This window comes from Martinezella hainanensis (genome assembly GCF_900094555.1).
GTDB classification, from domain to species: Bacteria; Pseudomonadota; Alphaproteobacteria; order Rhizobiales; family Rhizobiaceae; genus Rhizobium; species Rhizobium hainanense.
In genome coordinates this window covers 1-24,577 of record NZ_FMAC01000001.1, presented here as the reverse complement: position 1 = coordinate 24,577, position 24,577 = coordinate 1, and the positions used below count along the sequence as shown (strand labels likewise).

The 24,577-nt window shown below is 59.9% G+C and carries 27 protein-coding genes, 1 pseudogene and 1 riboswitch; of the genes and pseudogenes, 18 read left to right on the top strand and 10 right to left on the bottom strand.

Annotation, left to right across the window (positions count from 1 at the left end; all coding sequences use genetic code 11):
• Positions 1-157: 157 nt before the first annotated feature.
• Positions 158-676, top strand: a complete 519-nt coding sequence (locus GA0061100_RS00140) for a GNAT family N-acetyltransferase (RefSeq protein WP_075850608.1) — start codon at positions 158-160, stop codon at positions 674-676.
• 12 nt (positions 677-688) lie between these two features.
• Here GA0061100_RS00140 and GA0061100_RS00135 read toward each other — a convergent pair whose 3' ends face one another.
• Entirely contained in the window at positions 689-1,366 is a 678-nt protein-coding gene (locus GA0061100_RS00135) for an alpha/beta hydrolase (RefSeq protein ID WP_047633174.1), read from the bottom strand.
• Between the two features lie 233 nt (positions 1,367-1,599).
• Here GA0061100_RS00135 and GA0061100_RS00130 point away from each other — a divergent pair, with 233 nt between their 5' ends.
• The 9 genes from GA0061100_RS00130 (at position 1,600) to GA0061100_RS00090 (ending at position 10,123) form a co-directional block, all read left to right on the top strand.
• Positions 1,600-2,766 (top strand): cysteine desulfurase family protein, encoded by a 1,167-nt coding sequence (locus GA0061100_RS00130; protein ID WP_075850607.1) that lies wholly within the window; start codon positions 1,600-1,602, stop codon positions 2,764-2,766.
• Between the two features lie 146 nt (positions 2,767-2,912).
• The gene (gene sufB, locus GA0061100_RS00125; RefSeq protein ID WP_075850606.1) at positions 2,913-4,382 is read left to right on the top strand and encodes a Fe-S cluster assembly protein SufB; all 1,470 of its coding nucleotides are present in this window, start codon (positions 2,913-2,915) and stop codon (positions 4,380-4,382) included.
• Between the two features lie 71 nt (positions 4,383-4,453).
• Entirely contained in the window at positions 4,454-5,209 is a 756-nt protein-coding gene (gene sufC, locus GA0061100_RS00120) for a Fe-S cluster assembly ATPase SufC (protein ID WP_075850605.1), read from the top strand.
• Positions 5,210-5,231: 22 nt separating this feature from the next.
• Positions 5,232-6,506 (top strand): Fe-S cluster assembly protein SufD, encoded by a 1,275-nt coding sequence (gene sufD / locus GA0061100_RS00115; protein WP_075850604.1) that lies wholly within the window; start codon positions 5,232-5,234, stop codon positions 6,504-6,506.
• A 15-nt stretch (positions 6,507-6,521) separates the two neighbouring features.
• Positions 6,522-7,763 carry a cysteine desulfurase gene (locus GA0061100_RS00110; protein WP_075851820.1) on the top strand — a complete coding sequence of 414 codons (1,242 nt, stop codon included), beginning with the start codon at positions 6,522-6,524 and terminating at the stop codon, positions 7,761-7,763.
• Positions 7,764-7,774: 11 nt separating this feature from the next.
• Positions 7,775-8,155, top strand: coding sequence for an SUF system Fe-S cluster assembly protein (locus tag GA0061100_RS00105; RefSeq protein ID WP_075850603.1), 381 nt, complete (start codon positions 7,775-7,777; stop codon positions 8,153-8,155).
• Between the two features lie 76 nt (positions 8,156-8,231).
• Positions 8,232-8,621 (top strand): Fe-S cluster assembly scaffold SufA, encoded by a 390-nt coding sequence (gene sufA, locus GA0061100_RS00100; RefSeq protein ID WP_075850602.1) that lies wholly within the window; start codon positions 8,232-8,234, stop codon positions 8,619-8,621.
• 34 nt (positions 8,622-8,655) lie between these two features.
• A complete protein-coding gene (locus tag GA0061100_RS00095; protein WP_075850601.1) occupies positions 8,656-9,261 on the top strand; it encodes a hypothetical protein in 606 nt (201 codons plus the stop codon).
• A gap of 169 nt (positions 9,262-9,430) precedes the next feature.
• Positions 9,431-10,123 (top strand): ZIP family metal transporter, encoded by a 693-nt coding sequence (locus GA0061100_RS00090; protein ID WP_075850600.1) that lies wholly within the window; start codon positions 9,431-9,433, stop codon positions 10,121-10,123.
• A gap of 19 nt (positions 10,124-10,142) precedes the next feature.
• Here the strand turns inward: GA0061100_RS00090 and GA0061100_RS00085 are convergent, their stop codons facing one another.
• The 5 genes from GA0061100_RS00085 to gcvT all read right to left on the bottom strand — a co-directional run bounded on the left by GA0061100_RS00085 (position 10,143) and on the right by gcvT (position 15,568).
• Complete coding sequence (locus tag GA0061100_RS00085; RefSeq protein WP_075850599.1) at positions 10,143-10,409, bottom strand: addiction module antidote protein; 267 nt, start codon at positions 10,407-10,409, stop codon at positions 10,143-10,145.
• 1 nt (position 10,410) lies between these two features.
• A complete protein-coding gene (locus GA0061100_RS00080; RefSeq protein ID WP_075850598.1) occupies positions 10,411-11,031 on the bottom strand; it encodes an alpha/beta hydrolase in 621 nt (206 codons plus the stop codon).
• A 148-nt stretch (positions 11,032-11,179) separates the two neighbouring features.
• Positions 11,180-14,044, bottom strand: a complete 2,865-nt coding sequence (gene gcvP, locus GA0061100_RS00075; protein WP_075850597.1) for an aminomethyl-transferring glycine dehydrogenase — start codon at positions 14,042-14,044, stop codon at positions 11,180-11,182.
• The gene (gene gcvH / locus GA0061100_RS00070; protein WP_075850596.1) at positions 14,044-14,406 is read right to left on the bottom strand and encodes a glycine cleavage system protein GcvH; all 363 of its coding nucleotides are present in this window, start codon (positions 14,404-14,406) and stop codon (positions 14,044-14,046) included. Before gcvH ends, gcvP begins: the two co-directional genes overlap by 1 nt.
• A 25-nt stretch (positions 14,407-14,431) precedes the next feature.
• Positions 14,432-15,568, bottom strand: a complete 1,137-nt coding sequence (gene gcvT, locus GA0061100_RS00065) for a glycine cleavage system aminomethyltransferase GcvT (protein ID WP_075850595.1) — start codon at positions 15,566-15,568, stop codon at positions 14,432-14,434.
• Between the two features lie 148 nt (positions 15,569-15,716).
• Positions 15,717-15,804, bottom strand: a riboswitch (glycine riboswitch).
• Positions 15,805-15,972: 168 nt separating this feature from the next.
• On the opposite strand from gcvT, the gene GA0061100_RS00060 reads away from it, so the two are divergent.
• The 8 genes from GA0061100_RS00060 (at position 15,973) to GA0061100_RS00025 (ending at position 22,292) form a co-directional block, all read left to right on the top strand.
• Positions 15,973-16,506 (top strand): copper chaperone PCu(A)C, encoded by a 534-nt coding sequence (locus GA0061100_RS00060; RefSeq protein ID WP_075850594.1) that lies wholly within the window; start codon positions 15,973-15,975, stop codon positions 16,504-16,506.
• A gap of 185 nt (positions 16,507-16,691) precedes the next feature.
• Positions 16,692-17,690, top strand: coding sequence for an RluA family pseudouridine synthase (locus tag GA0061100_RS00055; RefSeq protein ID WP_075850593.1), 999 nt, complete (start codon positions 16,692-16,694; stop codon positions 17,688-17,690).
• Positions 17,687-18,340, top strand: coding sequence for an HAD-IA family hydrolase (locus GA0061100_RS00050; protein ID WP_075850592.1), 654 nt, complete (start codon positions 17,687-17,689; stop codon positions 18,338-18,340). Before GA0061100_RS00055 ends, GA0061100_RS00050 begins: the two co-directional genes overlap by 4 nt.
• A gap of 9 nt (positions 18,341-18,349) precedes the next feature.
• Positions 18,350-19,135 carry an ATP12 family chaperone protein gene (locus GA0061100_RS00045; protein ID WP_075850591.1) on the top strand — a complete coding sequence of 262 codons (786 nt, stop codon included), beginning with the start codon at positions 18,350-18,352 and terminating at the stop codon, positions 19,133-19,135.
• A gap of 171 nt (positions 19,136-19,306) precedes the next feature.
• The gene (locus GA0061100_RS00040; protein ID WP_244557744.1) at positions 19,307-19,675 is read left to right on the top strand and encodes a hypothetical protein; all 369 of its coding nucleotides are present in this window, start codon (positions 19,307-19,309) and stop codon (positions 19,673-19,675) included.
• 44 nt (positions 19,676-19,719) lie between these two features.
• The gene (locus GA0061100_RS00035; protein ID WP_075850589.1) at positions 19,720-21,252 is read left to right on the top strand and encodes an acyl-CoA carboxylase subunit beta; all 1,533 of its coding nucleotides are present in this window, start codon (positions 19,720-19,722) and stop codon (positions 21,250-21,252) included.
• Between the two features lie 123 nt (positions 21,253-21,375).
• Positions 21,376-21,768 (top strand): DoxX family protein, encoded by a 393-nt coding sequence (locus GA0061100_RS00030; protein ID WP_075850588.1) that lies wholly within the window; start codon positions 21,376-21,378, stop codon positions 21,766-21,768.
• Between the two features lie 137 nt (positions 21,769-21,905).
• Positions 21,906-22,292, top strand: a complete 387-nt coding sequence (locus GA0061100_RS00025; protein WP_075850587.1) for a DoxX family protein — start codon at positions 21,906-21,908, stop codon at positions 22,290-22,292.
• Between the two features lie 111 nt (positions 22,293-22,403).
• On the opposite strand, the gene sugE is transcribed toward GA0061100_RS00025, so the two are convergent.
• The 4 genes and pseudogenes from sugE to GA0061100_RS00005 form a co-directional block, all read right to left on the bottom strand.
• Positions 22,404-22,718, bottom strand: coding sequence for a quaternary ammonium compound efflux SMR transporter SugE (sugE, locus tag GA0061100_RS00020; protein WP_075850586.1), 315 nt, complete (start codon positions 22,716-22,718; stop codon positions 22,404-22,406).
• Between the two features lie 134 nt (positions 22,719-22,852).
• Positions 22,853-23,689: an S-formylglutathione hydrolase gene (fghA, locus tag GA0061100_RS00015; RefSeq protein ID WP_075850585.1), complete on the bottom strand. Its 837-nt coding sequence runs from the start codon at positions 23,687-23,689 to the stop codon at positions 22,853-22,855.
• 118 nt (positions 23,690-23,807) lie between these two features.
• Positions 23,808-24,248 (bottom strand): YaiI/YqxD family protein, encoded by a 441-nt coding sequence (locus tag GA0061100_RS00010; RefSeq protein WP_075850584.1) that lies wholly within the window; start codon positions 24,246-24,248, stop codon positions 23,808-23,810.
• Positions 24,249-24,322: 74 nt separating this feature from the next.
• Positions 24,323-24,577, bottom strand: a pseudogene (locus GA0061100_RS00005) (S-(hydroxymethyl)glutathione dehydrogenase); the annotation flags it as partial.

The window sequence follows — 24,577 nt, the reverse complement described above, 5'->3', positions numbered from 1 at the left end:
TCAAGGCCCGCTTCGGCGGGCCTTCTCATTCGGAATTGTCGCTTCATTACCTTGTTGAAATCAGGCCGAGCGGTTAGCACTGACTGGCCGGTTGTCAATCGGCGCTGCCTTACAGGTTCCGGCAGGCTGCTGATCCACCACGAAAACAGGCAGGCAGATGAGTGATACCATCATACTCGAAACCCCGCGCCTCGTTCTGACGATGTGGGACAAGGGTGATGCCGAGTTGATTCGGCAGCTGCATTCGACGATCGACACGACGCGCTATCTTTCCGGCGGCGCCCCTTGGACGCTGGAGAAGGCCGAGGAGCGGCTGAAAAGCTGGTTCGGAGAACACACGCGCGATGGCGTGACGAAATACAAGATGCTGCGCCGTGAGGACGGCCGCTTTATCGGTCGCGCCGGTTTTTCGCGTTTTCATGAGGAGAGTGGCCGCGGCGAATTCGAGCTTGGCTATTCGATTCGGAAGGAGGCCTGGGGTAATGGCTATGCGACGGAGATTGCTACCGCCTTGGCACAATGGTTCTTCACACGTGATCTTGCCAGGCATTTCATCGCCTTCACCCACCCGCAAAACGCTGCATCGCAACGCGTTTTGCGAAAGATCGGCATGCAGGATCACCCGTCGATGACGATCGACGGGATCTCGTGTCCGACTTTCATGATGGCTCAGTAACGGCCGCTTTTCTTAGCGGATGCGCTTGGCGGCCGGTTCCGGTACCAGTTCGCCGTTGAGGCGACGGTCGAGATAATCCTCGCATTCGCCGAGCAGCGTTTCGACCTGGCCGTTGAAGAAGTGGTTGGCGCCCGACACGACCTTGTGCGTGATCAGGATGCCCTTCTGCGTCTTCAGCTTCTCGACGAGGCCGTTGACGTCCTTCTCCGGGGCAACCTTGTCAGCGTCGCCGTTGATGATCAGGCCAGACGACGGGCAGGGTGCCAGGAAGGAGAAGTCGTAGATGTTCGGCTGCGGCGCGATCGACATGAAGCCTTCGATTTCCGGGCGGCGCATCAAGAGCTGCATGCCGATCCAGGCGCCGAAGGAATAGCCGGCAACCCAGCAGCTCTTTGAATCGGGATGGAGGCTCTGCACCCAGTCGAGTGCTGATGCCGCATCGGAAAGTTCGCCGGCGCCGTGGTCGAATTCGCCCTGGCTGCGGCCGATCCCGCGGAAATTGAAGCGAAGTGTCGTGAAACCGCGCTTCTGGAACATATAGAAGAGCTGGTAGACGACCTGATTGTTCATCGTGCCGCCAAATTGCGGGTGGGGATGAAGGATAATCGCGATCGGGGCGCTCTTTTCCTTGGAGGGCTGATAGCGGCCTTCAAGGCGACCCGCGGGGCCGTTGAAAATTACTTCGGGCATCGATACTCCGGCTCTTCTTTTTCTGCGTTCAAACCCAACGGCACGCAGCAAGTTGACTTGACGAATGCGCTCATCTTTTCTAGAACGCAGTTTAGAACAATTCGAAACTTGATGCGGTGGTCCGCGCGTTGTTTGTGCAACGGTTTGTGGAACGTGTCATAAGGCATGCCCGGCTGAAATTTCAAGGAAAATGAGCCGGTCGCAGCAAAGCAAAGTCGCGCAGGAAGAAGATTATGGCGGCAACGCGCCTTTATCTCGATTGGAATGCTACCGCACCGCTCCATCCGGCGGCCCGCGAAGCAATGCTGCGTGCGATGGATATTCAAGGCAACCCCAATTCCGTTCACGGTGAAGGTAGGGCAGCGCGCGCAGCTGTCGAGGCCGCACGCCGGCAGGTTGCAAGACTGACGGGTGCGGAACCCGCCCATGTCGTTTTTACGAGCGGCGCCACCGAGGCGGCCAATATGGTGCTGACGCCGGAATTTCGCATGGGGCGGACGCCGCTTGTGGTCAGCCACCTTTATATATCGGCCGTCGAGCATCCGGCCGTGCGCGAAGGTGGGCGATTTGCCAGGGACAATGTCAGCGAAATACCTGTGACATCGAACGGTGCGGTCGATCTTGCCGCGCTGGAGACCATGCTATCAGCCCATGACAAGGCCAGCGGCCTGCCGATGGTCGCCATCATGCTCGCGAACAATGAGACCGGAATTGTCCAGCCCGTCGGCGATGCGGCCAAGCTCGTTCAGGCAGCGGGCGGTCTCTTCGTGGTCGATGCCGTTCAGGCGGCCGGCCGCGTTCCGCTCGATATCAATGCGATCGGCGCGGATTTCCTTATCGTGTCCTCGCATAAGATCGGTGGGCCGAAGGGTGTCGGCGCACTCGTCTCGCGCGGCGAGGTGCTGATGCCGAAGCCGTTGATCCATGGCGGCGGTCAGGAAAAAGGCCATCGTTCGGGCACGGAAAACACGCTTGCCATCATCGGATTCGGTGCCGCCGCCGAGGCCGCTGCCCTGGACTTCGATGTTCGCAATGCTGCGATCGCTTCATTGCGCGGCCGGCTGGAAGCAGGGATGGAGCTTGCGGCGCCTGATGTCATTATTCATGGGAAGGATGGTCCGCGCGTTCCGAACACCAGCTTCTTCACGCTGCCGGGACTGAAATCCGAAACCGGCCAGATCGCCTTCGATCTGGAAGGCGTGGCGATCTCCGCCGGGTCGGCCTGCTCGTCGGGCAAGGTGGGAGAAAGCCATGTGCTCGTGGCGATGGGATGTGATCCCAAGCTCGGTGCGCTCCGCATTTCGCTGGGGCCGACCACAACCGAAACGGATATCGATCGCGCAATCGCCGCGTTTGCCCGCATAGCGGGAAGACGCAAGCTGGCGGGGGCGGCGGCCTAAGGGCCACAATTTTGCGGAAACCGAAATTTCCGCTTGCCAAGCGGGGTGAAAAGTCCCTTTTGGCCGACTACATAGGGGGCAGACATAAGTCTGCCGCAACGTTGACAAGCTGCCGGACCTTGGATCCGGCGAGATTGGAGAACGAAATGCCTGCAGTCCAGGAAACGGTCGATCAGGTTCGCCAGATCGACGTGGACCAGTATAAGTATGGTTTCGAGACCACGATCGAAGTGGAAAAGGCTCCCAAGGGTCTTTCCGAAGACATCATCCGCTTCATCTCCGCCAAGAAGCAGGAGCCGGACTGGATGCTGGAATGGCGCCTCGAAGCCTATCGTCGTTGGCTGACGCTTGAAGAGCCCACCTGGGCCCGCGTCGACTATCCGAAGATCGATTTCAACGACATTCACTATTACGCCGCACCGAAAAAGTTCGCTGGCCCGAAGTCGCTCGACGAAGTCGATCCGGAGCTGCTGAAGACCTACGAAAAGCTCGGTATTCCGCTGCGCGAACAGGAAATCCTCGCCGGCGTCGAGAAGCCGAAGATCGCGGTCGATGCGGTGTTCGATTCCGTCTCGGTCGTCACCACCTTCAAAGAAGAGCTGAAGAAGGCCGGCGTGATCTTCATGTCGATCTCGGAAGCCATCCGCGAGCATCCGGAGCTGGTGCGCAAGTATCTCGGCTCCGTCGTGCCGACCTCGGACAATTTCTATGCGACGCTCAATTCGGCCGTCTTCACCGACGGTTCCTTCGTCTTCGTGCCGAAGGGCGTTCGTTGCCCGATGGAGCTGTCGACCTACTTCCGCATCAACGAGAAGAACACGGGCCAGTTCGAGCGCACGCTGATCATCGCCGAAGAAGGTGCCTACGTCTCCTATCTCGAAGGCTGCACGGCGCCGCAGCGCGACGAAAACCAGCTGCACGCAGCGGTCGTCGAGCTGGTTGCGCTCGATGATGCCGAGATCAAGTATTCGACCGTCCAGAATTGGTATCCGGGCGACAAGAACGGCAAGGGTGGCATCTATAACTTCGTCACCAAGCGTGGCGATTGCCGCGGCCATCGCTCCAAGATTTCCTGGACGCAGGTCGAGACCGGCTCTGCGATCACCTGGAAGTATCCGTCCTGCATCCTGCGCGGCGACGACAGCCGCGGCGAGTTCTATTCGATCGCGGTTTCGAACGGCCATCAGCAGGTCGATAGCGGCACGAAGATGATCCATCTCGGCAAGAACACGTCGAGCCGCATCGTCTCGAAGGGTATCGCCGCCGGCGTTTCGCAGAACACCTATCGCGGCCAGGTCTCGGCTCACCGTAAGGCATCGAACGCTCGCAATTTCACGCAGTGCGACTCGCTGCTGATCGGCGACAAGTGCGGCGCGCATACGGTGCCCTACATCGAGGCGAAGAACTCGTCCGCGCAGTTCGAGCACGAAGCCACGACGTCGAAGATTTCCGAAGACCAGCTGTTCTACTGCCTGCAGCGCGGTATCCCGACCGAAGCGGCGATCGCGTTGATCGTCAACGGCTTCGTCAAGGAAGTCCTGCAGGAGCTGCCGATGGAGTTTGCCGTCGAAGCGCAGAAACTCATCGGCATCTCGCTCGAAGGCAGCGTTGGCTGACGTCCACGAAACAGAATTAGCTTTGGCGCGCCAGGCGCGCTGCACACTCATTCCTGCGATAGGATATTAAAATGCTTGAAATCAAGAACCTGCACGCCCGCATCGCCGAAGACGGCACCGAGATCATCCGTGGCCTGAACCTGACCGTCAAGGCGGGCGAAGTTGCCGCCATTATGGGTCCGAACGGCTCCGGCAAGTCGACGCTCTCCTACATTCTCGCCGGCCGCGAGGACTATGAAGTCACCGAGGGTGACATCCTCTATAACGGCGAGAGCATTCTCGAACTCGACGCTGCTGAGCGTGCGTCCAAGGGCATCTTCCTGGCCTTCCAGTACCCGGTCGAAATTCCCGGTGTTGCCACCATGCAGTTCCTGAAGGTGGCGCTGAACGAACAGCGCAAGGCGCGCGGCGAAGACGAACTGACGACGCCGGATTTCATCCGCCGCGTCAAGGATGCTGCGGCCAAGCTGCAGATCAACATGGACATGCTGAAGCGTCCGCTGAATGTCGGCTTCTCCGGCGGTGAAAAGAAGCGCGCTGAAATCCTGCAAATGGCGCTGCTCGAGCCGAAGCTTTGCGTGCTCGACGAAACCGACTCCGGTCTCGACATCGACGCGTTGAAGATCGTTGCCGACGGCGTCAACGCGTTGCGCTCTCCGGATCGCGCCGTGATCGTCATCACCCACTATCAGCGCCTGCTTGACTATATCGTTCCGGACACCGTTCACGTCCTCTACAAGGGCCAGGTAATCAAGTCCGGCGACAAGACGCTGGCGCATGAACTCGAAGCCAACGGCTATGCCGACATCATCGGTGCTGCAGCCTGATCGAGGCGGAAAGGACACGTCGATGAATATTCAGACGACGAACCGCCTGACAGCAGCCGAAACGGCGCTGATCGAGGCGTATAACGACCAGATGGGCGATCTGCCCGGTGATGGCGAAGTTTTCGCCGTCCGCGATCGCCTGCTGGACGAGCTGAAGACTGCCGGCCTGCCGACGCGCCGCGTCGAGGCCTGGCACTATACCGATTTCAAGAACCTACTGCGTCTGGTGCCGAGCGATATCGGCAAGGGGCTGGTAGAGGCTCTCCCGGCAACGGTCGAAGGCTCTCCCGTTCTCGCGGCTCTTCAGGGCAAGGCAAGCGAAAAAGCCTCCGTCAAGGGTTTGACTGTCGGACGCTACGCTGACAGCCTGATCAACGGCACGGCTGCTGCCGGCCTCGAAGCTCTTGGTAAGGATGACGCGATCGGCCGCATCAATGCAAGCTTTGTGCGTGACGGTTATGTCATCGATTTCCCTGATGGCACCGAACTCGAAGCGCCACTGGAAGTGCAGTTCATCCATGCCGGCGGCCAGATTCACAGCCGCCTGCCTGTCTCCTTTGGCGCTGACGTCAAGGCGACCTTCATCGAGCGTCATCAGGCGGTCGAAGGTGCGGCTGCGCTGGTTTCCTCTGTCAGCGAAGTGAAGATCGGCAAGGGTTCTGAAATCACCTGGATCGTCTTGCAGGAGCAGGGCAGCGAAGACACCCATCTCGGCCAGCTTCGCATCGATCTTGGAGAAGATGCCAAGCTGAGGCTGTTCGTTATCAATGCCGGCGGCAAGCTCGTACGTCAGGAACTCTACATCAAGGTGGTGGGCGAAGGCGCCGATTTGACGCTTCGCGGCATCAATCTGCTCGGTGGCGATACCCATACCGACGTGACGATGGTGCTCGGTCATGACGTTCCGAACACGGGTTCCACGGAAGTTATCCGTAACGTGGTGTTTGATCGCGCCCGCGGCGTCTTTCAGGGTATGATCCGGGTCGCTCCGGATGCGCAGAAGACCGACGCGAAGATGGCGTGCAACACGCTTCTGATGTCCGACGATGCCGAGTTCTCGGTGAAGCCCGAGCTCGAAATCTTCGCCGACGACGTTCAGTGCGGCCATGGCGCCACTGTCGCCGATATCGACAAGAACCATCTCTACTATCTGATGGCGCGCGGCATTCCCGAGAACAAGGCTCGTGCCATGCTGGTCAACGCCTTCGTGGCCGAGATTGTCGAGGAACTGGAAGACGAAGCCCTGGTCGAGGCGCTGGAAGGCGTTATCTCCGCCTGGCTGGAAAAGCACGCCTGATTGGAGGCAAAGCTCGTGGACAAGATCGTGCCGGCAACGGCCTATGACGTCGAAGCCATTCGCCGGGATTTCCCGATCCTGGCGAAAACGGTGCATGGCAAGCCGCTGGTCTATCTCGACAACGGCGCCTCCGCGCAGAAGCCGCAGGTCGTCATCGATGCCATCTCGTATGCTTATTCCAACGAATATGCGAATGTGCATCGCGGCTTGCACTTCCTGTCCAATGCAGCGACGGAAGCCTATGAAGCGGCTCGCGAAAAGGTGCGCCGCTTCCTGAATGCGCCGTCGGTCGACGATATCGTCTTCACCAAGAACTCGACCGAGGCGATCAACACGGTCGCCTACGGCTGGGGTATGCCGAAGATTGGTGAGGGTGATGAGATCGTCGTCTCCATCATGGAGCATCACTCCAACATCGTTCCCTGGCATTTCATCCGGGAGCGGCAGGGCGCTAAGCTGGTCTGGGTACCCGTCGACGACGAGGGCGCGTTCCATATCGAGGATTTCGAGAAGAGCCTGACGGAGCGCACCAAACTCGTCGCCATTACGCATATGTCGAATGCGCTCGGGACGGTCGTTCCGGTAAAGGAAGTCTGCCGTATCGCGCATGAGCGCGGCATTCCCGTCCTGATCGACGGCTCGCAGGGTGCGGTGCATATGCCCGTCGACGTGCAGGATATCGATTGCGACTGGTACGTCATGACCGGTCACAAGCTCTATGGCCCCTCGGGCATCGGTGTTCTCTACGGCAAGAAGGAGCGGCTTGCCGAGATGCGGCCGTTCCAGGGCGGCGGCGAGATGATTTTCGACGTCACCGAGGAAAACGTTACCTATAACGAGCCGCCGCACCGCTTCGAAGCCGGTACGCCGCCGATCGTGCAGGCGATCGGCCTTGGTTACGCGCTCGACTATATGGACAGCATTGGCCGCGAAGCGATTGCCCGTCATGAGGCCGACCTTGCCGCCTATGCGGCGGAACGGTTGCGCGATATCAATTCGCTGCGCGTGATCGGCACGGCGCCGGGCAAGGGCGGCATTTTCTCCTTCGAGCTTGCGGGAATACACTCCCACGACGTCTCTATGGTGATCGACCGGCAGGGTGTCGCCGTTCGCGCCGGCACCCATTGCGCCCAGCCGCTCTTGAAACGCTTCGGCGTCACCTCCACATGCCGAGCATCGTTCGGCATGTACAATACGCGCGCCGAGGTGGATGCCTTGGCTGACGCACTGGAATATGCACGGAAATTCTTTGCCTGAGGAGGCAAGTGATGTCACTCGACGAAAGCGAACAGAAGATCGACGCGCGCGAAGGGATCGTGCACTCCAGCATCCCCGAGGATGAGCTGGCGCGCCTCAGCGACGACATCATCTCAGCACTGAAAACGGTCTACGATCCGGAAATTCCCGCTGATATCTTCGAACTCGGCCTTGTCTACAAGATCGATATCGAAGACGACCGCATGGTAAAGATCGTCATGACGCTGACGGCGCCCGGTTGCCCGGTTGCTGGCGAGATGCCCGGCTGGGTCGAAAATGCCGTCGGCGCCGTCGAAGGTGTTTCCGGTGTCGACGTCAGCATGACCTTCGATCCGCCCTGGACGCCGGATCGCATGTCGGAAGAAGCGCAGGTTGCCGTCGGCTGGTATTGAAGCTTTAGGCCGCCGGCTTTACATTGAGACTCGAAGCGCCGGATCTTGACCCCGGTTGCGGAAGGAGAATGAGCCCATGGGCTTTGCAGTCATGAGCATGACGGATGCGGCAGCAGCACGCGTCAAGGCGATCGTTGAAAATTCCGGCACCGATGCCAAGGGTGTTCGGGTTGGCATCAAGAAGGGCGGCTGCGCGGGGATGGAATATACCATCAACCTGGTGACCGAGCCGAATGCGAAAGATGACCTGATCGAGCGCGATGGCGCCAAGGTCTGGGTGGAGCCGTCTGCGGTACTTTATCTGCTCGGCACCGAAATGGGCTTCGAAACGACGACCTTGCGCTCCGGTTTCATCTTCACCAATCCGAACCAAACATCGGCCTGTGGCTGTGGCGAATCCGTCGAATTGAAGCCCGCCGATCTCGCCGCACTGGCGGCTCAGCGCCAATCCGCGCAAGCCATATGACGGGCAGGCGCCGTTTGTTATCTCAGGATGCGGGATGATCACGCGGCGCTCCGTACTGATTCTGCCGGTGGCGGCGTTGCTGTCAGCACAGAGCGGCAGCGAGGTGACGCTTCCTGCGGACGGTGATTTTCCGGCCTCTCTTCCCTTCAAAATTGCCCCGATGACTGGCGGCTCGGATCCAGAAACTCTCGCCTTGATGGCTCGCTATGGCGAGGGGCAGGACCAAACAAAGTTCCTCATTGAAATTCAGGGTCCGCGGAAAAAGGACGGCAGCGCCGATCTTGATACTCCGGTAAGCTTCTCGCATGGCGAATTTCGTCATGTTACGAGTTCCCGCCCGGCACAGTTTTTCGAACGGCTGGCCAATGCTTTGGCCGCGGATTCTCCAACCTTTTCAGCAGCAAAGCAGGAAACACTACCATTTGACATAGCATTTCTCGGCCCTCCGGCCACGCGCCTTCCTGGCGGCGGTTTTGGTGGAGCGGCGGGAAACTGGTACGCCACCAAGCTCTTTCTTGCCGAGGGCGCAGCTGAAGTCTATTTCAACTTCAATTTGGAATCCGGCGAGGCCGAGTTCAGCATCAAGGACGAGGACTACGGCAATATCGTCTTATCCGAATTGTCCAAGGTGATCTGGTAGCTGTCGATTGCTTAGGGTCGGGGTGCTCAGTCCGCTTGGAGCCGACTTAGCCGTATTTCACCTCGCTGCATTTCGTGCTTTGATCGACGCGTGCCGAGGATATCACTATTATCTCCTCGGCTGACCGGCTCGCCGGTGAAAATCGACACGGCGCGCGAGGGGGAATTCTATGGCGGCTGCGGCATGGGTTTACACCTTGATCCCTGCGACTGCGGCCATTGCGGGTGCCGCCGTTGCCGTGAACACGCGGCCGGGGCCTAATCTTGTCAGCGCAATCCAGCATTTTGCCGCCGGTGTGGTCTTTGCCGCCGCCGCTGGCGAGATCCTGCCCGATGTCATGCACAGAGGTTCTCCCTTGGCGACCGTCATCGGCGGCGCGATCGGCGTCATCGTCATGCTGCTGGTCAAGCAACTGGAAAAATGGGCCAAAGGACCGGTTGGCCTTCTCGCGGCGATTGGTATCGATATTCTGATCGATGGCCTTGTGCTCGGCATCGGCTTTGCAGCCGGCCCGAAGGTAGGCCTGCTGCTGACGATCGCCCTGACGATCGAGGTGCTGTTCCTGGGCCTGACGGTCGCGAACGAGCTTGGCGAGAGCGTTCGCTCTCGAGCCAGGATCGTCGCCATTACGGCAGCGCTTGCACTGCTTTTGCCGATCGGCGCTTTGCTGGGAACACCGATCGCGTCGTTGCCCGACCCGATTCTGACCGGCTTCTTCGCGTTCGGGCTGATTGCGCTCCTCTATCTCGTCACCGAAGAACTGCTGGTCGAAGCTCATGAAACACCCGATCGCCCTTGGGTGACAGCCATGTTCTTTACCGGCTTTCTCGTACTGCTTCTGCTCGAAGAGGCGATCGGTTAGCGACGCTTCGAGGCGAGACTTAGCTTGCGGCCGATACCGGCGTCAGCTTGAGGCCGAGCGCTCTGACGACTTTCAGGATCGTGGCGAATTCCGGATTTCCGTCACCGCTCAGTGCACGATAGAGCGCCGAACGGTTCATGCCGACATCCTTGGCGAGCTTGCTCATGTTGCGCGTGCGGGCAACTTCGCCTAATGCCCTGGCGATCGAGGCGGGGTCGTCCGTGGCGAATGCGGCCGCGATATAGCTGTCGGGATTGTCGGTGCTCAGGGAAATCTCCTGATTCATGTCATAAGCCTTTCCGTATGAGCCAGTCGCGGATGATGCCGATGTCGTCTTGATTGACGTCGTGACCGGTTGCCAGCACATGCGCGCTGACATCCGCACCGGCGTTTGCAAATTGATTTTTCAAGATATCGGCATCGCCGGGTTCGCGTCGCTGATCGTGCTCGGCGGACACGATCAGGATCGGCAAAGCGGCCAGCGATGGAAAGCGTGCGTCCAGTGCCGGCGAGAGTGGCCGCATCAAAATGGCGGCGGCGGCCAGGCGGGGCCGGCGCAAAAGAATGGATGCCGCCATGATCGCGCCATTCGAAAAGCCAACCAGCACGGGGGTCCGCTTGAGCGTCCCTTGCTCCAGAGCCGTTTCGATGAAATCACAGAGTCCATCCGTGCGGCTTATGAGATCCGCATGATCCAGGCTTCGATCCGGATTGCGGCGAAAGAAGGCAAATCCGCCCTCCCAGCCGATGGCACCTCGCAGGGCGATATAGGGATGCTGCGGCGCAGCCGAATCGGCAAGAGGAACAAGCGCGGCCTCATTCATGCCGCTCCCATGCAGGAGAAGCAGCGGCGCGGAAGCACGTTCCGTTCGCCCGGCGACGAAGTGAAGTTCCGGTTGCTCCGGCATGAATCTGAATTCCAAGGCCCCACTGTGGCGTCATGAAAAACGCCGCGCATCCTTTCGGACACGCGGCGTTTTCATAGACAAGTTTCACAATAGATTTATGTCTGTTTCCAGCGAAGCGACTGAACCGCTTCGCTTTTTTGCAAAAACTCTATTCTGCGGCCTCGGCGTAGGATTCGAGCGGCGGGCAGGTGCAGATGAGGTTGCGGTCGCCATAGACGTTGTCGATGCGATTGACCGGAGACCAGTACTTGTCGACCCGGAAAGCACCGGGCGGGAAGCAGGCCTGTTCGCGCGAATAGGGGCGATCCCATTCGCCGACAAGGTCTTCCACCGTATGCGGAGCGTTCTTCAGCGGGTTGTTGGTCTTGTCCATCCGGCCGTCCTCGATGGCACGGGCCTCCTCGCGGATCGCCAGCATTGCCTCGCAGAAGCGATCAAGCTCGGCCTTCGTTTCCGATTCGGTCGGCTCGATCATCAGCGTTCCGGCAACCGGCCAGCTCATGGTCGGCGCGTGGAAGCCGCAATCGATCAGGCGCTTGGCGACATCGTCGACCGTCACGCCGGCACTAGCGACCAGCGGGCGGGTATCGATGATGCACTCATGCGCGACGCGTCCGTCCTTGGACTTGTAGAGCACGTCATAGGCACCCTTCAGCCGCGCGGCGATGTAGTTGGCGTTGAGGATCGCCACCTTCGTCGCCTGCGTCAGGCCTTCGCCGCCCATCATCAGGCAGTAGCTCCAGGAGATCGGCAGGATGGAGGCCGAACCGAAGGCTGCCGCCGAGACCGCACCGCTGCGGCCGTCCGTTTCCGGATGGCCGGGCAGGTGAGGTGCAAGATGCGCCTTGACGCCGATCGGACCCATGCCTGGGCCGCCGCCGCCATGCGGAATGCAGAAGGTCTTGTGCAGGTTCAGGTGGCTGACGTCGGAGCCGATATCGCCTGGACGCGAGAGGCCGACCATGGCGTTCATGTTCGCGCCATCGAGATAGACCTGACCGCCATGCTTGTGCACGAGATCGCAGATCTCCTTTACCGTCTCCTCGAAGACGCCATGCGTCGAAGGGTAGGTGATCATGCAGCAGGAGAGGTTGTCGGCATATTGCTCTGTCTTGGCGCGGAAATCGGCCATGTCGATATCGCCGTCGTCGCTGACCTTGACGACCACGACCTTCATGCCGGCCATCTGAGCCGAGGCAGGGTTGGTGCCGTGCGCGGAGGTCGGGATGAGGCAGATGTCGCGGTGCCCCTGGCCATTGGCAATGTGGTAGTTGCGGATGGTCAGGAGGCCGGCATATTCGCCCTGCGCACCGGAGTTCGGCTGCATGGAGAAGGCGTCATAGCCCGTCACGGCGCAGAGCTTCTCCGTCAGGTCGTCGATCATTTCGCGGTAGCCGAGCGCCTGATCGGCCGGAACGAAAGGATGGATGTCGGAAAATTCCGGCCAGGTGATCGGCAGCATTTCCGCCGTCGCGTTCAGCTTCATGGTGCAGGAGCCGAGCGGGATCATAGAGCGGTCGAGCGCCAGGTCGCGATCCGAGAGACGACGGATATAGCGCGTCATCTCGCTTTCGGCGCGGTTCATGTGGAAGATCGGATGCGTCAGGTATTCGCTGGTGCGCAGCAGGCTCTTCGGCAGGCGGTAGGACGGTTCGAAATCGGCGATGCGGAAATCGCCACCGAATGCACGCCACACCGCTTCCACCGTCGCCGGGCGCGTGCGCTCGTCGAGGCTGATGCCGATTTTCGTTTCACCGACCTTGCGCAGGTTCACGCCTTCCGCGACGGCCGCGCGCAGGATGAGACCCTGCATGTGGCCGACCTCGACGGTGATCGTGTCGAAGAAGGTTTCCGGCTCGACGGTGTAGCCGAGCTTTTCCAGGCCCTTGGCCATCAGAACAGCCTTCTGATGGACCTGCTGGGCAATGGCCTTCAGGCCCTGCGGACCGTGGAAGACCGCATACATGGAGGCCATGACGGCGAGCAGCACCTGCGCGGTACAGATGTTCGACGTCGCCTTTTCGCGGCGGATATGCTGCTCGCGGGTCTGCAGCGACAGGCGATAGGCGCGATTGCCGCGTGCATCGACCGAAACGCCGACGAGACGGCCCGGCATGGAGCGCTTGTAGTCGTCCTTGACGGCCATATAGGCGGCGTGCGGGCCGCCATATCCGACGGGAACGCCGAAGCGCTGCGAGGAGCCGATGGCAATATCCGCGCCCATTTCGCCGGGGGATTTCAGCAGGGTCAGGGCCAGGAGATCGGCAGCCATGATGGCGATGGCGCCCGTCTGGTGCAGGCGTGCGATCAGGCCGCTGAAGTCGTTGATGTGACCGTGCGTGCCCGGATACTGGAAGATCGCGCCGAAGACATCGACGGGATCAAGATCCGTAAAGGGATTGCCGACGATGACGCTCCAGCCGAGCGGCTCGGCGCGGGTCTTGATGAGCGCGATGGTCTGCGGATGGCAGGCGGAATCGACGAAGAAGGCTTTCGCCTTCGACTTGGCGACGCGTTCCGCCATCGCCATACCTTCGGCTGCTGCCGTTGCTTCATCGAGCAGCGAGGCGTTGGCGACATCGAGGCCGGTCAAGTCGCTGATCATCGTCTGGTAGTTGAGCAGCGCCTCGAGGCGGCCCTGGCTGATTTCCGGCTGGTACGGCGTGTAGGCTGTGTACCAGGCCGGGTTTTCCAGGATGTTGCGCTGGATGACCGGCGGCGTGATGGTGCCGTAATAACCCTGACCGATCAGCGAGACGAGAACCTTGTTCTTGTTGGCTGTCTCGCGCAGGCGGTCGAGCGCCTCTCGCTCCGTCATCGCTGCGCCCCAGGCAAGCGGCGCCTTCTGGCGGATTGCCGGTGGCAGCGTTGCGTCGATCAGACCATCAAGGCTCTTGTAGCCGATCGCCTTGAGCATATCGGCCATCTCCGACGGAGACGGACCGATATGCCGGCGATTGGCGAAATCGTATGGCTGGTAGTCGGTGAACGTGAATTCCGTAGGCGTCGTCATTATCCGATCAGCTCCTTGTAACCGGATTCATCAAGAAGACCATCTAGATCGCTGACATTCTTCAGCTTGAGCTTGAAGAACCAACCGTCACCCATCGGGTCGGAATTGACGAGGGCCGGATCGGCGGTGATGGCTTCGTTGACTTCAGTGATCTCTCCGTCGAGCGGACAATAGACTTCGGAGGCTGCCTTGACGGATTCGACGGTTGCCGCGTCGCCACCCTTGGAGAAGCTGGCGCCGACTTCAGGCAGTTCGACGAAAACGAGATCGCCGAGTTGCTCGGCGGCATGCGCCGTGATGCCGACCGTTGCGATATCGCCTTCGACCTTCAGCCACTCATGTTCTTCGGTGAATTTCAGCATGGGTAATCCTCTCTGGAAAAGACGTTCAACGTTTGTAGGTGGGCTTGATGAAAGGCAGGGTGCTGACGACGACGGGCAGATACTTGCCGCGCACTTCAGCGTAAACAGTGGTGCCGGGCGCCGTGAAATCGGTTGGCACATAGCCCATGGCGACCGGGGATTCGACGCTCGGACCGAAACCGCCAGAGGTGACTTCGCCGATTTCGGTCTTGCCTTCGGCATCGGCATAAAGCTTGGAGTGACCGCGCACCGGCGCCTTGCCCTCGGGCTTCAGGCCGACGCGGCGGCGCGAAGTGCCGCCATCGAGCTCGCCGAGAATGCGAGCTGCTCCCGGAAACCGGCCGGCGCGGGCGCCGCCCGTCTTGCGGGCTTTCTGAATGGCCCATTCGAGCGCGCCTTCGATCGGCGTCGTCGTCTGGTCGATGTCGTTGCCATAGAGGCAGAGGCCGGCTTCGAGGCGCAGCGAGTCACGGGCGCCGAGGCCGATCGGCTGGACATCCGGATGCTCGAGCAGCCGCTTGGCGATATCCTCGGCCTTGTCTGCCGGTACGGAGATTTCGAAACCGTCCTCGCCGCTATAGCCGGAGCGCGAAACGAGGCAGGAAACGTCATGGAGGCGACAATGGCGCACGTCCATAAATTTCATGTAAGCGATATCGGCCCAGAGTTCCGCGAGGACGTCAACGGCGCGCGGTCCCTGAAGCGCGATGAGGGCTCGATCAAGTAAGGTCACTTCGCAGCTATCGCCGATATGATCTTGAAGATGCTTAAAATCCTGCTCCTTGCAGGCGGCATTGACGACGACGAAGAGATAGTCGTCCATATGGGTGATCATCAGGTCGTCGAGGATGCCGCCCTTGTCGTCGGTGAAGAAGCCATAGCGCTGGCGGCCTTCGGCGAGACCGAGGATGTCGACCGGCACGAGGCTTTCGAGGGCTAGCGCCGCATCCTCATATTTGCCGGAGCGGGCGCGGATCGTCACCTGACCCATATGCGACACGTCGAACAGTCCGGCGGAGGATCGAGTCCAGAGATGTTCCTTCAGCACGCCGGGCGCATATTGCACGGGCATGTCATAGCCTGCGAAAGGCACCATGCGGGCACCGAGCGACACATGCAGGGCATGAAGGGGGGTGGTCTTGAGGGCAGCGGTCTCGTCCAAATGACGCCTCCGGGTTTTGCGCTCGTTTCAAAGCGCAGAGCTCACAATTTCGGCGCGGTTGCGCCTGACGATGAGCCCCCTCTGTCTGTTTGCCTGAGATTGTTATCCCTTCGGCGAACGCTTGCGCGCTTCTCTCCAGAGTTCCGTCTGCCCCTTGCTGGTCCTTTGGCCTGAGAGTTTCCGGGGCGGTTGCTCCTTCGGCACCGGCTTGCGCCGGATTCTCCCAACAGGGTTGAGTGCCATTATCCGGTCCCGGGCAGAGATGGCAAGGGGCAAATGTCGCCGCTGAACAAATTTTTGTCGCGCCGATCAATCCTGCGTTTCCTAATGATTACGGGCCTTTGCAATAGGGATGGGAGAGGCTATCCCTTCTGCTCGATCGAGGAGCCGGGCAGGAGATGAACATGAACCGCAACTACGCCGCCGCATTGCTGATTTCCATTGGCGCTTTTTCGCTTCCGCTCAATGGAGCGATGGCTGAGGACAGTGGCGCGATGAGATCCATGTCCGGGATGCACATGGATGCCGGTGCGGCGCCTGCTGGCTCTGCGTCTGCCAAGCTTGGTGATCTCGATATCAGCGGCGGTTATGTTCGCGCCATGCTTCCCGGCCAGCCCGTCGGCGGCGGTTACATCACCATCCACAATACGGGCAAGACGGACGACAAGCTCACCTCCGTAACCTCGTCGTCCGCAGGCAAGGTGGAGCTGCATGAGATGAAGATGGAGGGCGAGATCATGAAGATGCGCGAGATCAAGGGGGGTATCGCCATCCCCGCCGGCGCAACCGTGACGCTCGCGCCGAGTACGATGCACATGATGTTCAAGCAGGTGAAGACGCCCTTCAAGCAGGGCGGTACGGTGCCCGTGATGCTGATGTTCGACAAGGCAGGCATGGTCGACGTCAATCTACCCGTCGTCTCGACCAAGGGAAACTGAGCCAGAAAATTATCCTGCCGTATAATTCCGGTTTCCACTTTTCGTCGAAATGCTCTAAAGCCACGTCAAAAGGCCGGGAAACCTCCGGCCACGGGGCCAATCGTCCCGTCGTTTGAATTCGCATGATCCCGCCGAACAAGATTTGGAACTTCCCGGGACATGTTGCGGTGTTTGAAAGAAGAAGAATGGCCGGGATTGAACATATACAGGTCGAGCCTGATGAAGCGGGCATGCGTCTCGACCGCTGGTTCAAGGTGCATTTTCCGGGGCTTGGCTTCGGTCAGCTGCAGAAGTTGCTGCGTTCGGGCCAGGTGCGCGTCGATGGTGGCCGTGTCAAGACGGATGCGCGCGTACAGCCGGGACAGATCGTGCGCGTGCCGCCTCTCGATGTCGATGCCAAGGCCCTGAAGAGCGGCCCGATCGCCGGTAACGACCTTAAACATGGTGGCGATGCCGAGCTTCTAGCGCGCATGCTGCTTCATGAAGACGATAAGGTCTATGTGCTGAACAAGCCGGCCGGCCTCGCCGTGCAGGGCGGCTCCGGCCTTACCCGCCATATCGACAAGATGCTTGAGGCGTGGACAAGCAAGAAGGGTGAAAAGCCCCGTCTGGTGCATCGCCTCGACCGTGACACGTCCGGTGTGCTCGTGGTCGCGCGCACTCGTGGCGCCGCACAGAAGCTGACGGCGGCGTTTCGCGAGCGCGATACCAAGAAGACCTATTGGTCGCTGGTCAAGGGCGTGCCGCGCAAGCACGAGGACAAGATCTCGACCTGGCTGGTGAAAGAGGCGACGGCCGATGGCGATCGCATGCGTATCGCCAAGCATGGCGAGGAGGGCGCCGATCACGCGATCTCCTACTATCGTGTGCTCGAAACCGCTGCGCAGAGCCTCGCCTGGCTGGAGATGGAGCCCTATACGGGCCGGACACATCAGCTGCGCGTTCATGCGTTGCACATGGGCCATCCAATCATCGGCGATCCCAAATATTTCGATGACGATCCCAACTGGGATTTTCCCGGCGGTGTCCAGAAGCGTCTGCATCTGCACGCGCGGCATATCGATATTCCGCATCCGAGTGGCGGACGCCTGCGCGTTACCGCGCCTCTGCCGCCGCATATGGTGCAGACGTGGAACCTTCTCGGCTTTGATATGGAATCGGCGGGGGAGCCGGACGACGAATGAAGCTGGTCCTTTTCGATTGCGATGGTACGCTGGTCGACAGCGTGCGGCTGATCCATGAGGTGATGGCACGGACTTTCGTGGCTTTTGGCTACAAGCGTCCTGATGTTTCCGCCACCAAATCGATCATCGGCCTCACGCTCGATATCGCCATTGCCCGCATGCAGGGCAAGCCGCATGTCGATGACGAAGCGATTGCCATGACGGCGCATTACAAGTCGATCTTTCCTGAAGTTCGCGACGAGGCGGATATGCAGACGCCGCTTTTCGACGGCATCAAGTCGCTGATCGAGACGCTGGCCGCGCGTGACGAGTTGCTGCTCGGTGCCGTCACGGGCAAGTCCCGCCGTGGGTTGACCCATATTCTTGCCGTCAACGAGTTCACGCCCTATTTCATCGTCTCGCGTACCGCCGATGATTGCCCGTCGAAGCCGCATCCGGCGATGGTGACGGAATGCTGCGATGAGACCGGCATGGATCCGCATGATACGATCGTGATCGGTGATGCCATCTACGACATGCAGATGGCGAAGGCGGCAGGTGCGACCGCCATCGGCGTCGCCTGGGGCTATGCCTCCGTGGAAGAGCTCCTGGCTGCCGGTGCAGACGCGATAGCCCACCATCCGAACGACTTGTTGAGCCATATTCTCTGAGGTGACGCCATGCGCGACCTGTTGAACGATCTTTCCGAAGGTCTCAGCCATCCCGATCCGATCCGCCGCGCGCAGATCCAGATGAAGAAGCCTTTGCCGAAGCGCTTCTACAAGGATGTGACGATCAGCGCGGACGAGGGCGGCCATGCCATCGCGCTTGACGGCAAGGTGGTGAAGACGCCTGCAAGACGCTCCCTGGCGCTGCCGACAGAAGCGCTCGCCAAGCTGGTGGCCGCTGAATGGGCACGGCAGGTCGATGTCATCGATCCCGCGACCATGCCGGTGACGCGCCTCGTCAACACGGCCATTGACGGTGTTGCGACGGAAAGTCAGGCTGTGTTCGACGAAATCGTCCGCTTCTCCGGCAGCGATTTGCTCTGCTATCGCGCCGACGGTCCTGAGCGGCTCGTCGAGCGGCAGTCGGAGCGCTGGAATCCGGTGATCGAATGGGCGGCTCGCGATTTCGGCGCCCGCTTCATCCTGGCGGAAGGTGTCATGCACCAGGAACAACCCGGTGAAGCCATTGCGGCCTTCGCCGCTGCTTTGCGCAAATTTGACACGCCGATGGAACTTGCGAGCCTTCACACGATCACGACACTGACCGGCTCAGCGATCCTGACGCTCGCTTTTGCCAAAGGCTTCCTGCCGCTTGCCGACGTCTGGTCGCTCGCCCATCTCGACGAGGATTGGACCATCGAGCATTGGGGCAGCGACGAAGAGGCCGAGCAGCGCCGTGCACAGCGTTTTGAGGAGTTTCAGGCCGCGACTGACATTTTTTCTGCGCTTCGCAGTTGAATATTGTTGATTTCCAGTCCTTTATGTCGATCTGCATATCTTGCAAATTCGAAAGTCGGGACAGGGATCATGTTGTTGTTGAGGCCGAGAGCCGTACCGGCGCTCGTGGGATGTTTGGCACTGGCCGCGTGCTCAAGCTGGTCCGTCGATCCTCCGCCTCCAACATATGCCGTGCGAAGTGCAACCGTCGTAGCCGATCAGGCTTTGCCGCCAGTGTCGCCGGCGTTGGTCGCAGCCGTCAACGATCGCGTCAACGCTGCGATCGCTGCAACAAGCTTTGCTCCGCAATTGCCGCAGGTTGTCATCACCGTCAGGCTGACCGACGTGCGCAAGGCACGCGGCTTCAATCGCGACCGCAGCAGTGCCAAGATCAATATCGATGCCGCTGCGGCTGATGGCGGCGCCGTGGTTGCCATGGCATCCTTCGAGACCAGAACTGTTGCTCCCGATCCCGCTACCGCGGACGAGCTGATGGCGGAAGATATCGCCGCGCGGGTTCGCTCCATCTTTTCGCTGAACACGCCGCGGCTCGCCAACTAAGCCTGCGTCATGCTAAGCCCAAGCGGCGAAGGAGAGAGGACCGCATGAAGGAAATTCTGCAGGAACTGGAACGTCGTCGCGAGATCGCAAGGCTGGGCGGCGGGCAGGCGCGCATTGACGCGCAGCATGCACGCGGCAAGCTGACGGCGCGCGAGCGCATCGACATCTTCCTCGATGAGGGCTCTTTCGAGGAATTCGACATGTTCGTCGAGCATCGCTCGACCGATTTTGGCATGGACAAGAGCAAGATCGCCGGCGATGGCGTTGTGACTGGCTGGGGTACGGTCAACGGGCGCACCGTTTTCGTTTTTGCCAAGGATTTCACGGTCTTTGGTGGATCTCTTTCGGAAGCACATGCGGAAAAGATCACCAAAGTACAGGATATGGCGCTGAAGAACCGGGCGCCGATCATCGGGATCTATGATGCCGGCGGTGCCCGCATTCAGGAGGGAGTCGCAGCGCTTGGCGGCTATGCCGAGGTGTTCCAGCGCAATGTGCTTGCCTCGGGCGTCATTCCGCAGATCTCCATCATCATGGGACCTTGTGCCGGCGGCGACGTCTATTCTCCGGCCATGACGGATTTCATCTTCATGGTGCGGGACACCTCCTACATGTTCGTCACCGGGCCGGATGTGGTGAAGACCGTCACCAACGAGACCGTGACATCCGAACAGCTCGGTGGCGCCTCGGTGCATACGACGAAATCCTCGATCGCCGATGCCGCCTATGACAATGATGTCGATACGCTCCTGCAGGTGCGCCGTTTCATCGATTTCCTGCCGCAGTCGAACACCGCGACCGTGCCCGAGATCGAGTGCTATCAGTCGGTGACCGAGGCTGACAATTCGCTCGATACGCTGATCCCGGCCAATGCCAACAAGCCCTACGACATCAAGGAACTGATCCTGAAGGTGGCGGACGAGGGTGATTTCTTCGAGATTCAGGAGAGTTTCGCCAAGAACATCGTCTGTGGATTCGGCCGCATCGAGGGGGCGACGGTCGGCTTCGTTGCCAATCAGCCAATGGTGCTGGCCGGCGTTCTCGACAGCGACGCCTCGCGGAAGGCCGCGCGCTTCGTGCGCTTCTGCGATTGCTTCAATATCCCGATCGTCACCTTTGTCGATGTGCCTGGCTTCCTGCCGGGGACGGCGCAGGAATATGGCGGGCTGATCAAGCATGGCGCCAAGCTCCTCTTCGCCTATGCCGAGGCGACTGTGCCCAAATTGACCGTCATCACCCGCAAGGCCTTCGGCGGCGCCTATGACGTGATGGCGTCGAAGCATCTGCGCGGTGATCTGAATTATGCGTGGCCTACGGCGCAGATCGCCGTCATGGGTGCCAAGGGTGCGGTCGAGATCATCTTCCGCAAGGATATCGCCGATCCGGAAAAGATTGCGGCCCATACGAAGATGTACGAGGATCGTTTCCTGTCACCGTTCGTTGCCGCAGAGCGCGGCTATATTGACGAAGTGATCATGCCGCACTCGACCCGCCGGCGGTTGGCGCAGGGCCTCAGGATGCTGCGCAACAAGGACCTGACCAATCCCTGGAAGAAGCACGACAACATCCCGTTGTGAGCATGTGACAACAAGTCACGGATTTGACACGGAAAATTGATTGAGCGTCAGAATCCGTGTTTTCACGTTCGTGCCCGTGCGCTCTATTGCTTCCTCGTGGGGGAGTTAAAACTGGAGTTTAACATGGCGCTTTCCGATCGGCTGAATCAATATCAGCCTTATGCTCTTACCGTATTGCGTGTCGTCACTGGTGTATTGTTCATCGAACATGGCTTGCAGAAGCTGCTCGGCTTTCCGGCTGGCGGTCAATTTCCAAGCCCATTGCCGACCCTGATTCTGGTTCAGGGTATCATCGAAATCGTTGGCGGATTGGCGACGATCGTCGGCTTCTTTACCCGTCCGGTCGCGTTCATCCTTTGCGGCAACATGGCGGTCGCCTATTTCATGGCGCATTATCCGAAGAATTTCTTCCCGGCCAACAATGGCGGTGACGCAGCGATCCTTTATTGCTTCATCTTCCTGTTCCTGATCTTCGCAGGCCCGGGCCTGCTGGCGATCGACAACAACAAGAAGTAACCAGCCTCTTCGTCGGGCTCGGCTGATCGCCGGGTCCGGCGAATAAATTCGCCTCTCGCGTGTTCACTCCGTTGTCAGCGAAGCGAGAGCACTTTTGACAGGATCTCCTTCGCATCCCCTATCGAACGGAGATCCTCATGTCATTTTCCGAGCGCTTGTCGCCCTATCAGCCTGCCTCCCAAGCAATCCTGCGAATCATGGCCGCGTTGCTGTTCATCGAGCATGGCACGCAAAAGGTTTTCGGCTTTCCACCGGCACCTTACGCAATCACGACGCTGTTCTTCGTGGCAGGAATAATAGAGCTTGTCGGCGGCACACTTGTCCTGCTTGGGCTCTTCACCCGGCCGATCGCCTTTCTCCTGAGCGGCGAAATGGCGATCGCCTATTTCATGGTGCATATGCCGATCAATTTTTTCCCGGCCAACAATGAGGGAGATGGAGCCATCCTGTTCTGCTTCATCTTCCTGTTTCTGGTATTTGCCGGACCGGGAAGCTGGGCGCTGGACAACCGCCAGCGCCGATGATCGACGCGCTCAGAGCTTTCCCGCTTTTCCTTGAATCGAGGAAAAGCTCTATCTTATTGTTCCCTTACGCATTCCGGACGGAAAACCGCTACGCACTTTTCCTGGAAATGCTCAGGCGACGAATTTGAGGCCGGCAATGCCTGCCACGATCAAGCCGATGCAAAACAGGCGGACCAATGTCGCGGGATCGCCGAGCAACCATATGCCAAGCAGAACAGTGCCGACGGTGCCAATCCCGGTCCAGACCGCATAGGCCGTGCCCATCGGCAGGGTCTTTACGGCCAAGCCAAGCAGCGTGATGCTGATGATCATGGATATCACGGTCAAAACCGTCGGTGTCAGCCGCGTGAAGCCGTCGGTATATTTCAGACCGACGGCCCAACCGATTTCAAACAAGCCTGCGAGGAAAAGCAGGAACCAAGCCATTTTGCGCTCCTTTGTTAAGAGCGAGGCCGTCCCCGCGATGCCTACGGCCGGTTTTGGGCGCCAGCCGCCGCAGTCGTCTGCGTGTTTCCTATATGCCTTTGCCGTCTGCCTAATTCAAGACGATCTCACTACCTTTACTTCTCCAGACGTTCGGCATGCCACTTCAGGTGATCGTCCATAAAGGTGGAGATGAAGTAGTAGGAGTGGTCGTAGCGCTCGTGCGTGCGTAGCGTCAGACCGATATCCGTGTCTTTGATCGCCTCTTCGAACAGCCAGGGGCGCAGGCCGTTTTCGAGAAAGCTGTCGGCTTTGCCCTGGTCGATCAGGAATTCGGGGAAGCGAGCTCCGTCTTCGACGAGCGCGCAGGCGTCATAGCGGCGCCAAGCGGCCTTGTCGCTGCCCAAATATTTCTCCAGCGCCGGGGCGGACCAATCGGCTGTTGATGGCTGGACGATCGGGGCAAAGGCTGAGCAGCTCTTGAAGCGGTCGGGGTTCTTCAGCGCGATCGTCATGGCGCCGTGGCCGCCCATGGAATGGCCGAGGATGCCCTGGCGGCCCATGTCGGCGCGGAATTGCCTGGCAATCAGAGCAGGCAGCTCCTCGGTGATGTAGGTATACATCTGGTAGTTTTCGGCCCAGGGCGTTTCTGTTGCATCGAGATAGAAGCCGGCGCCTTTGCCCATCTGCCAATTGGTCAGCTCGTCCGGCACGTCATTGCCGCGCGGGCTCGTATCCGGGCAAACGATGATCAAGCCGAGTTCGGCGGCCATGCGGCGATACTCGCCCTTTTCCATGACGTTTGCATGGGTGCATGTGAGGCCGGAGAGATACCAGAGGACCGGGCGAGGCTCCTTGATCGCTTGCGGCGGCACGAAGACGGCAAAGGTCATCTCGCATTTGCAGGCCTCGGATTCATGCGAGAAGACGCCCTGCATGCCGCCGAAGGCGGTATTCTGGGAAATGATGTTCACGGCTGGCCTCCAGGCGTTTGATTGGCTTCAGAGCTTGATGGCCTTTCTTCGAAGCGCTCAAGCTCTGGGGTTTTGATTTTGCATGATCTTATCCAAAAACCGCTGAGCAGTTTTTGGATCATGCTCTGGCACGCCGGCAAAGCCGGTCGAAGGTTTCGAGGAAGGCGGAGCGGTCGCGCGGCGAGAAGGCGGCATTGTAGCCCTTGCTTTCGCCGGTTTCGCGAAGATGTGCGCCGAGATCGCGCATGGCGGTTGCCATGCCGATATTCGTCTTGTCGAAGATGCGCCCAGTTGGTCCCGTCACCAGCGCTCCAGTGGCAACGCAACGGCCGGCAAGCGGTACATCGGCGGTGACGACGATGTCGCCGGCGCCGGCATGCTCGGCGATCCAGTTGTCGGCAGCGTCGAAGGCGTTGGAGACGATGACGTTGTGCACCATCGGGTCTCGCGACGGCCGCAGTCCCGAATTGGCGACGAAGGTCACCTCGATGCCGTGGCGTTCGGCAACCTTCAGGATTTCCGGCTTAACCGGGCAGGCGTCGGCGTCGACATAAATCATGATATCAAATCTTTTCAGCTATATGCGGCGCATTCCTCACGCGCCGCATACGTTTCTTTCCGTGACTTTGAACCTCAATACAGCACGACGCTTCGGATGCTTTCGCCGGAGTGCATGAGCTCGAAGCCCTTGTTGATGTCTTCGAGGGGCAAGGTGTGGGTGATCATCGGATCGATCTGGATCTTGCCCTCCATGTACCAGTCGACGATCTTCGGAACGTCGGTGCGGCCGCGGGCGCCGCCGAAGGCCGTGCCCATCCACGAGCGGCCCGTCACCAGCTGGAACGGGCGCGTCGAGATCTCCTGGCCGGCGCCGGCAACGCCGATGAC

What these genes read in the sequence shown, in the direction of transcription:
- gcvP (WP_075850597.1), bottom strand. Translation starts at nt 14,044, where the DNA reads ATGACGACGCCTACGGAATTCACGTTCACCGACTACCAGCCATACGAT.
- GA0061100_RS00050 (WP_075850592.1), top strand. Translation starts at nt 17,687, where the DNA reads ATGAAGCTGGTCCTTTTCGATTGCGATGGTACGCTGGTCGACAGCGTG.
- sufB (WP_075850606.1), top strand. Translation starts at nt 2,913, where the DNA reads ATGCCTGCAGTCCAGGAAACGGTCGATCAGGTTCGCCAGATCGACGTG.
- sufD (WP_075850604.1), top strand. Translation starts at nt 5,232, where the DNA reads ATGAATATTCAGACGACGAACCGCCTGACAGCAGCCGAAACGGCGCTG.
- GA0061100_RS00105 (WP_075850603.1), top strand. Translation starts at nt 7,775, where the DNA reads ATGTCACTCGACGAAAGCGAACAGAAGATCGACGCGCGCGAAGGGATC.
- GA0061100_RS00140 (WP_075850608.1), top strand. Translation starts at nt 158, where the DNA reads ATGAGTGATACCATCATACTCGAAACCCCGCGCCTCGTTCTGACGATG.
- gcvH (WP_075850596.1), bottom strand. Translation starts at nt 14,406, where the DNA reads ATGCTGAAATTCACCGAAGAACATGAGTGGCTGAAGGTCGAAGGCGAT.
- GA0061100_RS00090 (WP_075850600.1), top strand. Translation starts at nt 9,431, where the DNA reads ATGGCGGCTGCGGCATGGGTTTACACCTTGATCCCTGCGACTGCGGCC.
- GA0061100_RS00055 (WP_075850593.1), top strand. Translation starts at nt 16,692, where the DNA reads ATGGCCGGGATTGAACATATACAGGTCGAGCCTGATGAAGCGGGCATG.
- GA0061100_RS00025 (WP_075850587.1), top strand. Translation starts at nt 21,906, where the DNA reads ATGTCATTTTCCGAGCGCTTGTCGCCCTATCAGCCTGCCTCCCAAGCA.
- sufC (WP_075850605.1), top strand. Translation starts at nt 4,454, where the DNA reads ATGCTTGAAATCAAGAACCTGCACGCCCGCATCGCCGAAGACGGCACC.
- GA0061100_RS00085 (WP_075850599.1), bottom strand. Translation starts at nt 10,409, where the DNA reads ATGAATCAGGAGATTTCCCTGAGCACCGACAATCCCGACAGCTATATC.
- GA0061100_RS00060 (WP_075850594.1), top strand. Translation starts at nt 15,973, where the DNA reads ATGAACCGCAACTACGCCGCCGCATTGCTGATTTCCATTGGCGCTTTT.
- GA0061100_RS00045 (WP_075850591.1), top strand. Translation starts at nt 18,350, where the DNA reads ATGCGCGACCTGTTGAACGATCTTTCCGAAGGTCTCAGCCATCCCGAT.
- GA0061100_RS00135 (WP_047633174.1), bottom strand. Translation starts at nt 1,366, where the DNA reads ATGCCCGAAGTAATTTTCAACGGCCCCGCGGGTCGCCTTGAAGGCCGC.
- GA0061100_RS00010 (WP_075850584.1), bottom strand. Translation starts at nt 24,248, where the DNA reads ATGATTTATGTCGACGCCGACGCCTGCCCGGTTAAGCCGGAAATCCTG.
- sufA (WP_075850602.1), top strand. Translation starts at nt 8,232, where the DNA reads ATGGGCTTTGCAGTCATGAGCATGACGGATGCGGCAGCAGCACGCGTC.
- GA0061100_RS00130 (WP_075850607.1), top strand. Translation starts at nt 1,600, where the DNA reads ATGGCGGCAACGCGCCTTTATCTCGATTGGAATGCTACCGCACCGCTC.
- sugE (WP_075850586.1), bottom strand. Translation starts at nt 22,718, where the DNA reads ATGGCTTGGTTCCTGCTTTTCCTCGCAGGCTTGTTTGAAATCGGTTGG.
- GA0061100_RS00030 (WP_075850588.1), top strand. Translation starts at nt 21,376, where the DNA reads ATGGCGCTTTCCGATCGGCTGAATCAATATCAGCCTTATGCTCTTACC.
- GA0061100_RS00095 (WP_075850601.1), top strand. Translation starts at nt 8,656, where the DNA reads ATGATCACGCGGCGCTCCGTACTGATTCTGCCGGTGGCGGCGTTGCTG.
- GA0061100_RS00080 (WP_075850598.1), bottom strand. Translation starts at nt 11,031, where the DNA reads ATGCCGGAGCAACCGGAACTTCACTTCGTCGCCGGGCGAACGGAACGT.
- GA0061100_RS00035 (WP_075850589.1), top strand. Translation starts at nt 19,720, where the DNA reads ATGAAGGAAATTCTGCAGGAACTGGAACGTCGTCGCGAGATCGCAAGG.